We start from the raw sequence: 10772 nt of genomic DNA on the forward strand, positions 1-10772 counted from the left end.
CCCACCGGGTCCGCCACGGGCCCCCAACCTTCCTGACCGGCCCGGACGCCCCCGCGGCCACCTGGCAGCGCGAGCGCGGAAGCCCCGCTCCCTGCGGCGCGGAAGCGGCGAGCCCGCAGGGGCCGTCGTCGCGAGGCATCTCGTCGCCGGGCAGACGGACCGGGGGCGTCCCGGAACGGCGCGCCGTCCGGCGAAGGCCGTCCACCCGCACGACAGCCCCGCATGGGAAGGCCGGGACGGCCGCCCGCGGATCCCCCCGCCCCCAGCGGCGCGGAAGCCCGTCCGAGACCCCGTCCACCGCACCCGGCCCAGGACAGCCGGACCGGGGGCGTCCCGGGACGGCGCGCCGTCCGGCGAAGGCCGTCCACCCGCACGACAGCCCCGCACGGGAAGGCCGGGACGGCGAGCCTGCGGATCCCCCGCCCGGCGGCGCGGGAGCGGCGCGCCCGTGGAAGGCGGCGGGACCCGGCTGCGCGCGGGCCGCACCGGCCGCCGGCCGAAGGCCGCCCGAGACCGGGCGGGAACGGCGAGGCGGGAACGGTGGGCCCGGGTGGAGGAGTGGGCGGCCCTGGCGGGATGCCGCATGCGCGGCCACGGCCGCCGCACCGGCCGAGGGCGGCCCGGGCCGGGGCGGGAACGGCGAGAGGCAGGCACGGCGGTCCCGTGGAGAGCTGGCGGCCCCGGCCGGCGCACCGGCCGGGGCGGGAACCACGGGGCCGGGCGTGGGTCAGTCCGTGAAGGAGATCGTGGTCAGGGTCCCCGCCGAGCCGCGGTCGAAGAGGTGCACGGAGGCGCAGCCGTCGGGGACCCGGCCCGACTCGGCGTCCCCCACCAGGCGGCCGACGGCGCGGCGGTGGCGGGCGAAGGCCCGCCAGGACACGCCCCGGCCGCGCGAGGCCTGTCCGGCCAGCGCCGTCTCGGGCGTGACGTCGAGCAGCACCAGGTGCAGCTCCCGGCCTCGGCGCCGGGCCTCGCGGGCCAGCCAGCGCCGCACCCAGACGAGGGAGCCGCAGTCGTGCACGATCACGCTCTCCCCCTCGCGGAGCCTGCGGCGCAGCGCGCGGTAGTGGGCGGCCCGGACCAGCGGGCGGTACAGCGCGTAGGGCAGCGCGGCGGGCAGCCGCCGCTCCCAGTGCTCGCGGGCGTCCTGCGAGTCGGCCACGGGGGCCGCGGCGGTCCGCCTGATCAGTGTGCTCTTGCCGCTGCCCGGCAGCCCCGAGACGACCACCAGGTCGCCGGTCGCGAAGCTGAGGGCGCGCGGCCCGGCCGCGACGCGTCCGCGCAGGTCACGCACGCGTGCCCGGTCTGGGCAGGGCGCCGGGAGCGCCTGCGGGGCGGAGCCCGCGGGCTGGGCGGCGAGCCCGCCGGCCGGCCCCACGGGCAGCGGCAGCGGCACGCCGGGCAGCGCCCCCCGCACTCGGGCGGTGGCTGCCGTCGTCGTCCCGTGCGCACCTTGGCTCTGCAATGTGATCGCCCTCCCAGGTCCGGTCACTGCGGCCTTACCCAGGAGAGTGTCAAGAATCCGTAATGCCCGACAAGCGGATTGGCTGGTGAGCCGCGTTTCGGCACCGGATCACAACCCGTTCGGTACGAGACCGGGACAGGGGAGACACGGGGCGGGCGCCCCCGTGCGATGATGAGCCCGCCAACTGCATACCGGCCGCTTGAATCCGCGCGGGAGAGTTCCGGCCCGGGAGTGAAATCCCTGGTCCGGGCGCCGAAGGAGCAAGTCCTCCCTTGAATCTCTCAGGCCCTAGATACCGCGCGGGCGAGGCACATCTGAAAAGCGGGCCGCTGCCGGCGGCTCCACCCAAGGTGCAAGTCGCGCCCCCCGCACTCCAGTGCACCGGGTGGCAGTGACGAACCTCTCAGGTTCCGATGACAGATGGGGAGGGATGTCCTCGCCATGCCTGCCTGGGAGTCACCACCATGACGGATACCCCCCGCAAGACAGCTCTCGACGCGCTGCACCGCGCGCTCGGGGCCACGATGACCGACTTCGCCGGCTGGGACATGCCGCTGCGCTACGGGAGCGAGCGCGACGAGCACAACGCCGTACGGACGACGGCGGGCCTGTTCGACCTCTCCCACATGGGTGAGATCACCGTCACCGGTCCGGGTGCGGCCGCCCTGCTCGACCACGCCCTGGTCGGCAGCATCTCGGCGGTCGCCGTCGGCCGGGCCCGCTACACGATGATCTGCCGGGAGGACGGCGGCATCCTCGACGACCTGATCGTGTACCGGCTCGCCGAGGACACGTACATGGTCGTCGCCAATGCCTCCAACGCCCAGGTGGTGCTCGACGCGCTCACCGAGCGGTCCGCCGGTTTCGACGCCGAGGTGCGCGACGACCGGGACGCGTACGCCCTGCTCGCCGTCCAGGGCCCCGAGTCCCCCGCGATCCTCTCCTCGCTCACGGACGCCGATCTGGACGGCCTGAAGTACTACGCGGGTCTGCCGGGCACGGTCGCCGGAGTCCCAGCGCTGATCGCCCGTACGGGCTACACCGGCGAGGACGGTTTCGAACTGTTCGTCGACCCGGCCGACGCCGAGAAGCTGTGGCAGGCGCTGACCGGGGCGGGCCGGGACCGGGGCCTGGTGCCGTGCGGCCTGTCCTGCCGGGACACGCTTCGCCTGGAGGCGGGCATGCCCCTGTACGGGCACGAGCTGTCCACGGAGCTGACGCCCTTCGACGCCGGGCTCGGCCGCGTCGTGAAGTTCGACAAGGCCGCGGACTTCGTCGGCAGGAAGGCCCTCGAGGCCGCCGCCGAGCGCGCCGCCACCTCCCCGCCGCGCAAGCTGGTGGGTCTTGTGGCGAAGGGCCGCCGGGTGCCGCGCGCGGGGTTCTCGGTGGTGGACGCCGAGGGCACCGTCATCGGCCGCGTCACCTCGGGTGCCCCCTCCCCCACGCTCGGCGTCCCGATCGCCATGGCCTATGTCGACCCGGCGCACGCCGAGCCGGGCACGGCCGGAGTCGCGGTCGACATCCGGGGCACCCATGAGCCGTACGAGGTCGTGGCGCTCCCGTTCTACAAGCGGGCCCGCTGACACGCTGTTCTGCGCCGTCACGCCGTCCTGCGCCGTCCCCGGCACGGGAGCCGTCCGGCCCGGCCGGCACGCCGCCGTCCCAATCCGCGAGACCACTTCATCCCCAGTCCAACGCATCCGGGAGAATTCGAACCATGAGCAACCCCCAGCAGCTGCGCTACAGCAAGGAACACGAGTGGCTGTCGCCCGCCGAGGACGGCGTGTCGACGGTCGGCATCACCGAGTTCGCGGCCAACGCGCTCGGTGACGTCGTGTATGCCCAGCTCCCCGAGGTCGGCGACACGGTGACCGCGGGCGAGACCTGTGGCGAGCTGGAGTCGACCAAGTCGGTCAGCGACCTCTACGCCCCCGTGACGGGCGAGGTCACCGAGATCAACCAGGACGTGGTGGACGACCCGTCGCTGGTGAACTCCGCTCCCTTCGAGGGCGGTTGGCTCTTCAAGGTACGCGTCGCGGAGGAGCCGGCCGAGCTGCTCTCCGCGGACGAGTACACCGCCTTCTCCGCCGGCTGAGCCAAGAGCCGCCGCGCCAGACCCAGGGACTTCTTGATGTCGCTTCTGAACTCCTCCCTCCACGAGGTGGACCCGGACGTCGCCGCCGCCGTCGACGCCGAGCTCCACCGCCAGCAGTCCACCCTCGAGATGATCGCCTCGGAGAACTTCGCCCCGGTCGCGGTCATGGAGGCCCAGGGCTCGGTCCTCACCAACAAGTACGCCGAGGGCTACCCGGGCCGCCGCTACTACGGCGGCTGCGAGCACGTCGACGTCGTCGAGCAGATCGCCATCGACCGGATCAAGGCGCTGTTCGGCGCCGAGCACGCGAACGTGCAGCCGCACTCGGGCGCGCAGGCGAACGCGGCCGCGATGTTCGCGCTGCTCAAGCCCGGTGACACGATCATGGGTCTGAACCTCGCGCACGGCGGGCACCTGACCCACGGCATGAAGATCAACTTCTCCGGCAAGCTCTACAACGTGGTCGCCTACCACGTGGACGACGCCACCGGCCAGGTCGACATGGCCGAGGTCGAGCGGCTCGCCAAGGAGTCCAAGCCGAAGCTGATCGTGGCCGGCTGGTCGGCGTACCCCCGCCGGCTGGACTTCGCCGCCTTCCGCCGGATCGCCGACGAGGTCGGCGCGTACCTGATGGTCGACATGGCCCACTTCGCGGGCCTGGTCGCGGCCGGTCTGCACCCCAACCCGGTGCCGCACGCCCACGTGGTCACCACCACGACCCACAAGACGCTGGGCGGGCCGCGCGGCGGTGTCATCCTGTCCACCGCCGAGCTCGCCAAGAAGATCAACTCCGCGGTCTTCCCCGGCCAGCAGGGCGGTCCTCTGGAGCACGTCATCGCGGCGAAGGCGGTCGCTTTCAAGATCGCCGCCTCGGAGGAGTTCAAGGAGCGCCAGCAGCGCACCCTGGACGGCGCCCGCATCCTCGCCGAGCGGCTGACCAAGGCCGATGTGACCGAGGCGGGCGTCTCGGTCCTCTCCGGAGGCACCGACGTGCACCTGGTCCTTGTCGACCTGCGCGAGTCGGAGCTCGACGGCCAGCAGGCCGAGGACCGGCTGCACGAGATCGGCATCACGGTGAACCGCAACGCCGTCCCGAACGACCCGCGGCCCCCGATGGTCACCTCGGGCCTGCGGATCGGCACCCCGGCTCTGGCCACCCGCGGCTTCCAGGCCGAGGACTTCGCCGAGGTCGCCGACATCATCGCCGAGGCACTCAAGCCCTCCTGGGACCGCGAGGCGCTCGCGGCGCGCGTCGTGGCCCTGGCGGCGAAGCACCCGCTGTACCCCGGTCTGAAGTAAGGACCACCGGGGGGCACCGCACGCCGCACCGGCGCGCGGTGCCCCCCCGCCCTCGCACCACCCGACGGCGGCCGACGACGTCCGCCAGCCCTGAGGAGTACCCGTGGCCATCTCGGTCTTCGACCTGTTCTCGATCGGCATAGGCCCGTCCAGCTCCCATACGGTCGGCCCGATGCGCGCCGCCCGGATGTTCGCGCGCCGGCTGCGCAACGAGGGCCTGCTGTCCAGGGTCGCGTCGGTGCGCGCCGAGCTGTACGGCTCCCTCGGCGCCACCGGGCACGGGCACGGCACCCCGAAGGCGGTGCTGCTCGGGCTGGAGGGCAACTCGCCGCGCACCGTCGACGTCGAGACCGCCGACGAGCAGGCGGAACGCATCCGCGCCGAGAAGAAGATCAACCTGCTCGGCGCCCACGAGATCGCCTTCGACCCCGACACCGAGCTGGTCCTGCACCGGCGCCGTTCCCTGCCGTACCACGCGAACGGCATGACCCTCTTCGCGTACGACGCCTCGGGCGACCCGCTGCTGGAGAAGACGTACTACTCGGTGGGCGGCGGGTTCGTGGTCGACGAGGACGCGGTCGGCGCGGACCGCATCAAGCTCGACGACACCGTCCTCAAGTACCCCTTCCGCACCGGCGACGAGCTGCTGCGCCTGTCCCGCGAGACGGGCCTGTCCATCTCCGCGCTGATGCTGGAGAACGAGAAGGCCTGGCGCACGGAGGAGGAGATCCGTGCCGGTCTCCTGGAGATCTGGCAGGTCATGCGGGACTGCGTCACGCGCGGCATGAGCCGCGAGGGCATCCTGCCCGGCGGCCTCAAGGTCCGCCGCCGCTCCGCCGTCACCGCCCGCCAGCTGCGCGCCGAGGGCGACAGGGCGGCGCACGCGATGGAGTGGGTGAGCCTCTACGCGATGGCCGTCAACGAGGAGAACGCCGCGGGCGGGCGCGTCGTCACCGCCCCCACCAACGGGGCGGCCGGCATCATCCCCGCCGTCCTGCACTACTACCTGGACTTCGTTCCCGGGGCCGACGAGGAGGGCGTCGTCCGTTTCCTCCTGGCGGCCGGCGCCATCGGCATGCTGTTCAAGGAGAACGCCTCCATCTCCGGCGCCGAGGTCGGCTGCCAGGGCGAGGTCGGCTCCGCCTGCTCCATGGCGGCGGGCGGCCTCGCGGAGGTGCTGGGCGGCTCGGCGGAGCAGGTGGAGAACGCCGCGGAGATCGGCATGGAACACAACCTGGGCCTGACCTGCGACCCGGTGGGCGGTCTGGTCCAGATCCCGTGCATCGAGCGCAACGGCATGGCCGCGGTGAAGGCCGTGACGGCGGCGAAGATGGCCCTGCGCGGCGACGGCAGCCACAAGGTGTCCCTGGACAAGGTCATCAAGACGATGAAGGAGACGGGCGCCGACATGTCCGTCAAGTACAAGGAGACGGCCCGGGGCGGGCTGGCCGTGAACATCATCGAGTGCTGACTCCTCCGGCTGGACGCGGGCACACTCGGTGTCGCCGCGGTGTCCGCCGGGGGACCGGTACGGCGAGCTGTCCACTGCCGTGATCGCGTAGGTGCGCCGCGTCGGTCGGCCGGCGGGCGCCCGCCGGCTTTCGGCCGCGAGCCCGCCCGATGGGGCCGGCGGCCCCGGATGCGGGGCGCCGGCCCTTGGGCGAGGGCGGTCAGGAGAAGACGAACGGGCCCGGGTTCTGCGGGGTGGTCGCGGAGCAGGTGACCGAGATGCCGAAGACGACGACCGTCAGGGAGGTCGCCTCCAGGCTGTCGCCCGCCGCCACGGTGCCGCTGAGCGGCCCCGAGGAGACCGGGTCGCCGGCGGCCATCGCCGGGTTGGACCTGCCGGTGAAGGTGGTGGTGCCGCTGCCGTTCCTGGTCAGCGTGAGGGTGGACCGCACCGAGCCGGCCGAGAGGGCTATGGGCGCGGTGATGGCGTCCGTGGTGAGGGTGATGGTGGCCGCGGTGCCGTTCTGGGTGGCGGTGAGGTCGGCGGTGCCCGAGCCCCACGTGCCGCAGTCGAACCCGATGCTCGCGGCTGTCGGCTCGACGGCCTGAGCGGCCGGGGCCAGTGCCAGGGTGGTGACGGCGAGGGCCCCCGCCGAGGCGGCGGCGAGGATTCCAAGCCTGCTGCGCTTCCGTTCACTCCGTGCGCTCATCACTGAACTCCCTTGCGGTGGGGGGAAACTGATGGTGCATCAGTTGAGTGCTCAACTCATTGATGCGCCCGGATGACGAGAACGCAAGAGCGATGGGACAGGCGGCGCCGAAACGGCCGGATCGCCTCGGCGGCGGTGCCCTCAGTGGTTCACGGTGACCTCGGTCTTGCCCAGGTGGGCGTTGGACTCGAGGTGCCGGTGCGCCTGCGGCATCGACTCCAGCCCCTCGAGGACGCGGTCCACGACCGGCCGGAAGGCGCCTGCCGCCAGGCCGGTGCCGACGTGGCTCCCGACCCGGCCCCGTCCCTCGGCCGTACCGGTGAGGCAGAGGACGGACGCGGGCAGGGCGCGCAGGGTGGCGGCGGGCGAGGGCGCGGGCACTGGACGGCCGCGGGTACGGGCGCGCGGGAAACCCTGGGGTGCTGATCACACACCCAGGGCTTCGGCGGCGCTCGCGCTCAGTCCTTGTTCAGGTGCGCCCAGAACTCGTCGAAGCTCAGCAGCTTGTCGCCGTTCGTGTCCTGGGAGTTGATGACGGCCTGGGCCACCGGCTCAGTGACGTTGAAGTCGCCCAGCTGGGCCATCGCGCTCTTGAACTCGGCCGCGGTGACGAAGCCGTCGCCGTTCACGTCGAACCGCTCGAAGGCCTTCCGCGCCGTCTCGATGTCCGCCACTGGTCCCACCCCTTCTTGGTGCTCTCCTGACGGGCACACATTAGCGGCCCGCGTGGCAGGGTTCTGTGGGAGGTCACGGACACGCGAAGGGGCGGCGATGACGGAACTGGCGGAGATCCTGGAGCGGGCGGCCCGGGGCGGCTTTCCGCCGCCCGACGGCGGCACGACCGTCATCGGGCAGCCGGACCGCCGTGACGCCGGAGTACTGGCCTTCAGCGCGCACTCGGTGGTGTTCACGGACGAGGACCCGCGGTGGGTGCGCCGCACGCTGGCCGGGGTGGACTGCGACACGCTGGCGGCGGCCATGAACCCGTGGTTCCTCACCGCCCTGATGGCCCGTACGGGACGCGCGATGCACACGATCGACCTGCTCACGGTCGCGGACGCGCTGCCAGGGCCGCCGGAACTGGAACTGCGCGAGATCGAGGACCCGGGACACCCGCGGGTCGCCAGGGCACTGAAGTTCCGTGACGACGTGCGGGTGTGGGCCTCCGAGGGCGGCGGCGTGCTGGTGCTCGGGCGCGGCGTGGCGGGCCGCTGGGAGGCCGCGATCGAGGTCGGCGAGGGGAGCCGGGGAAGGGGTCTGGGCCGGGCGCTGGCGGTGGCGGCACGTCACCTGGTGCCGGACGGGGACGTGGTCTGGGCGCAGCAGGCGCCGGGCAACGCCCGCAGTGTGCGCGCCTTCCAGGCGGCCGGCTACCGGCCCGTCGGCTCCGAGGCGCTGCTCGTCGCGCACTGAGCGCCCGGTACACGCCGGCGTCGGCCGCGCATGCGGGCGGTGACGATGCCCGTACGGCGCGAAAGGCCAACACCCCCCGGCGGCCTTGAAATCAACATCTGAGCACGGACCGGATCAATAGTTGCCAGCACCCGTGGCCTAGATCACCTTCGATTCGCAAGCCCGCTTGTGGCGCGGGGGCCCCTCGCCTGCCATAGTCGAGGGGACGGCCTCCAACCGACCCGGGCGAGGTCGCCCCACAGCGGCCGCGGAGCGCACCCCACAGCCCGCGGCGCACCGCAGAAGCCCCCCGCATGCCGCACAACGGCATCACAGGGGGCTTCTGCGTCGGTGCGGACCGGCACCCGGCGGCTCAGCGGTCGGCGACACGCATCTCGAACCAGGTGGTCTTGCCGCGGGGCAGCAGATCGACCCCCCAGCGGTCCGAGAGCCGGTCGACGAGGAAGAGACCGCGGCCACTGGTGTCCAGTTCCCGCACCGGCATCAGGCACGGCAGCCCGCGCGAGGGATCGCGCACCTCGATGCGGATCCACCCCCGGCGGCGGAGCATCCGCAGTCCGAAGGAGCGCGCACCGGTGTGCCGCACCGCGTTGCCGACGAGTTCGGAGACGAGGAGGACCGCGTGTTCCGCGACGGTCGGGGAGAGCCCCCACTGCCGCAGCACGACGGAATGGGTGAGCCGGCGCGCCGCCCCCGCGGACTCGGGCCGGGACGGGAGGCAGACCTCGTCGTCCGCCGGATTGCCGAACAAGTCGATTGCCTTGAGCGCCTGTTCGTCCTCGATGGCCGGTACCCACCGCGCAGCGGTCACACCACCGCGGTGCCTCGGCTGCTCCATACCCTCCAGGCCCGCCATGCCCCCATCATGGCCGTCCAGCGGGTGCTCCGTAGGGCGTTCACAGGGAATTACTCCCCAGAAGGGAACCCTCCGCAGAGCCGTCCAGGCATATGCCGAGGGCAGTTCAAACTGTCCGGTAACCACCCCGCCTGCGGTAACGGTGAGCTAACGAATGATCACGAAAGGTCGCGGTCAAAAAGCCCTTAAGGTTGATTTAAAAGCCGCCGCGCCCGGCCACCGCCGGGGCCGGCCCACCTGGCGGTCATTTCCCTCGCCCCGTCCGGGCGGGTCCTCAGCCCGGTTGCCTGATGCTCTCGATGATTCGGGCGAAGCCCTCCTCCCCGTGGCCCGCGTCGATCTGGCGTTGGACGAGCCGCTGGACCATGGCGACCACCTCGGTGCCGATGCCCTGGTCGGAACTGGCGGTCAGGAGGTCACCGAGATCGGAGAAGTTCAGGCTCTGTTGCCCTTCGACGGTGTAGTCCCCGCCGTCGATGACCGCGGCGAACCCTTGGAAGGCGCCGGTCATGGCGGTCAGCCAGGGTGCGGCCATGGCGGCGAACTCACCCGCCGTCACTCCGGCCGGGGCGACCATGGCGGCGCCGTGCATGAATCCGGCGAACATGACGTACATGCCCGCGAGCAGGGCGAGGTCGTACAGGGACGCCAGCCCGGCGTCCTCACCGAAGTAGGTGCTGGTTCCCCACAGGTCGAGCAGCGGCTTGTACTCGTTGAAGACTTCGGCCGATCCGCTGTAGAGGACCGATGCCCCGGGCCGGCCGATCATCTGCGGTACCGCCATGATGCCGCCGTCCAGATACGCGACCCCGGCACGGGCGGCCCAGTCGGCCAGTTCCCGTGACTGAGCCGGTGTCGTCGTGGTCGCGTTGACCAGGGTCCGCCCGGCCAGTTCGCCGGAGAGGGGATCGAACACCTCATGGACCGAAGCGTGGTCCATGAGACAGGCGATCACCAGCCGGCCGGCCCTGACCGCCTCGCCGGCTGTGGACGCGGTCTCCGCGCCCCGTGCGACGAGGTCGTCCGCCTTCCCCGGTGAGCGGTTCCAGACCGTCGTCGGGTGTCCCGCATTCACCAGGGCGCCCGCGAGAGCACTGCCCATCGCGCCCAGCCCGAGAACACTCACCCGGACGCTGTTGTCGGTTGTCATTTCCGAGGCTCCCCCTCGTTCTCGTCGTTCGGGTGAATCCTCTCCGCCGCCACCAGGGTTGACCAGTACGGACTAATTGGTCGGGTACTCACTTGCGGGTAAGCACGTCCTGGAAAGTTGGATGGGGGCACCGGCGCGACGTGGTCCCCGCTTCTGCGGCGTCGACGCGGCGTTGGACTTCGTCACCGGACCTGACGGAGCACGGCGTCTCGCTCAACGCGGCCCTGGCCCCGCTGGGAGAGTGGGGCACCGGACGCATGCGGCGGATCGGAGCCGAGAAGGTCTCCGTCGACGCCGCGGGGACAGTCCGGCGACAGGAGCGGACGGGGCCGGAA

The 10772-nt window shown here is 72.3% G+C and carries 11 protein-coding genes, 1 pseudogene and 1 riboswitch; of the genes and pseudogenes, 6 read left to right on the forward strand and 6 right to left on the reverse strand.

What is annotated here, in order from left to right; all coding sequences use genetic code 11:
• Positions 1–727: 727 nt before the first annotated feature.
• The gene (locus GUY61_RS28165; protein ID WP_398957184.1) at positions 728–1471 is read right to left on the reverse strand and encodes an AAA family ATPase; all 744 of its coding nucleotides are present in this window, start codon (positions 1469–1471) and stop codon (positions 728–730) included.
• 194 nt (positions 1472–1665) lie between these two features.
• A riboswitch (glycine riboswitch) is annotated at positions 1666–1773 on the forward strand.
• Positions 1774–1929: 156 nt separating this feature from the next.
• On the opposite strand from GUY61_RS28165, the gene gcvT reads away from it, so the two are divergent.
• The 4 genes from gcvT to GUY61_RS28185 all read left to right on the forward strand — a co-directional run bounded on the left by gcvT (position 1930) and on the right by GUY61_RS28185 (position 6330).
• Positions 1930–3048, forward strand: a complete 1119-nt coding sequence (gene gcvT, locus GUY61_RS28170) for a glycine cleavage system aminomethyltransferase GcvT (protein ID WP_166633071.1) — start codon at positions 1930–1932, stop codon at positions 3046–3048.
• Positions 3049–3182: 134 nt separating this feature from the next.
• Positions 3183–3560 carry a glycine cleavage system protein GcvH gene (gcvH, locus tag GUY61_RS28175; protein ID WP_166633072.1) on the forward strand — a complete coding sequence of 126 codons (378 nt, stop codon included), beginning with the start codon at positions 3183–3185 and terminating at the stop codon, positions 3558–3560.
• A 36-nt stretch (positions 3561–3596) separates the two neighbouring features.
• Positions 3597–4859, forward strand: coding sequence for a serine hydroxymethyltransferase (gene glyA, locus GUY61_RS28180; protein ID WP_166633073.1), 1263 nt, complete (start codon positions 3597–3599; stop codon positions 4857–4859).
• A 103-nt stretch (positions 4860–4962) separates the two neighbouring features.
• Positions 4963–6330 (forward strand): L-serine ammonia-lyase, encoded by a 1368-nt coding sequence (locus GUY61_RS28185; RefSeq protein ID WP_166633074.1) that lies wholly within the window; start codon positions 4963–4965, stop codon positions 6328–6330.
• Positions 6331–6529: 199 nt separating this feature from the next.
• Here GUY61_RS28185 and GUY61_RS28190 read toward each other — a convergent pair whose 3' ends face one another.
• From GUY61_RS28190 to GUY61_RS40590, 3 genes are all read right to left on the reverse strand, one after another.
• Entirely contained in the window at positions 6530–7018 is a 489-nt protein-coding gene (locus GUY61_RS28190) for a hypothetical protein (protein WP_166633075.1), read from the reverse strand.
• Positions 7019–7159: 141 nt separating this feature from the next.
• A complete protein-coding gene (locus tag GUY61_RS41320; RefSeq protein WP_166633076.1) occupies positions 7160–7399 on the reverse strand; it encodes a zinc-binding dehydrogenase in 240 nt (79 codons plus the stop codon).
• Positions 7400–7476: 77 nt separating this feature from the next.
• Positions 7477–7692 carry an EF-hand domain-containing protein gene (locus tag GUY61_RS40590; RefSeq protein ID WP_166633077.1) on the reverse strand — a complete coding sequence of 72 codons (216 nt, stop codon included), beginning with the start codon at positions 7690–7692 and terminating at the stop codon, positions 7477–7479.
• 97 nt (positions 7693–7789) lie between these two features.
• On the opposite strand from GUY61_RS40590, the gene GUY61_RS28205 reads away from it, so the two are divergent.
• Positions 7790–8431 (forward strand): GNAT family N-acetyltransferase, encoded by a 642-nt coding sequence (locus GUY61_RS28205; RefSeq protein ID WP_166633078.1) that lies wholly within the window; start codon positions 7790–7792, stop codon positions 8429–8431.
• 352 nt (positions 8432–8783) lie between these two features.
• Here GUY61_RS28205 and GUY61_RS28210 read toward each other — a convergent pair whose 3' ends face one another.
• Both GUY61_RS28210 and GUY61_RS28215 read right to left on the reverse strand, forming a co-directional pair.
• Positions 8784–9287 (reverse strand): ATP-binding protein, encoded by a 504-nt coding sequence (locus GUY61_RS28210; RefSeq protein ID WP_166633079.1) that lies wholly within the window; start codon positions 9285–9287, stop codon positions 8784–8786.
• A gap of 274 nt (positions 9288–9561) precedes the next feature.
• Positions 9562–10437 (reverse strand): NAD(P)-dependent oxidoreductase, encoded by an 876-nt coding sequence (locus GUY61_RS28215; RefSeq protein WP_166633080.1) that lies wholly within the window; start codon positions 10435–10437, stop codon positions 9562–9564.
• Between the two features lie 140 nt (positions 10438–10577).
• On the opposite strand from GUY61_RS28215, the pseudogene GUY61_RS39315 reads away from it, so the two are divergent.
• A pseudogene (locus tag GUY61_RS39315) lies at positions 10578–10772 on the forward strand (hypothetical protein); the annotation flags it as partial.

This window comes from Streptomyces sp. GC420 (assembly GCF_009916105.1).
Classification (GTDB): Bacteria; Actinomycetota; Actinomycetes; order Streptomycetales; family Streptomycetaceae; genus Streptomyces.

What these genes read in the sequence shown, in the direction of transcription:
- glyA (WP_166633073.1), top strand. Translation starts at nt 3,597, where the DNA reads ATGTCGCTTCTGAACTCCTCCCTCCACGAGGTGGACCCGGACGTCGCC.
- gcvT (WP_166633071.1), top strand. Translation starts at nt 1,930, where the DNA reads ATGACGGATACCCCCCGCAAGACAGCTCTCGACGCGCTGCACCGCGCG.
- gcvH (WP_166633072.1), top strand. Translation starts at nt 3,183, where the DNA reads ATGAGCAACCCCCAGCAGCTGCGCTACAGCAAGGAACACGAGTGGCTG.
- GUY61_RS28190 (WP_166633075.1), bottom strand. Translation starts at nt 7,018, where the DNA reads ATGAGCGCACGGAGTGAACGGAAGCGCAGCAGGCTTGGAATCCTCGCC.
- GUY61_RS28205 (WP_166633078.1), top strand. Translation starts at nt 7,790, where the DNA reads ATGACGGAACTGGCGGAGATCCTGGAGCGGGCGGCCCGGGGCGGCTTT.
- GUY61_RS28210 (WP_166633079.1), bottom strand. Translation starts at nt 9,287, where the DNA reads ATGGCGGGCCTGGAGGGTATGGAGCAGCCGAGGCACCGCGGTGGTGTG.
- GUY61_RS28215 (WP_166633080.1), bottom strand. Translation starts at nt 10,437, where the DNA reads ATGACAACCGACAACAGCGTCCGGGTGAGTGTTCTCGGGCTGGGCGCG.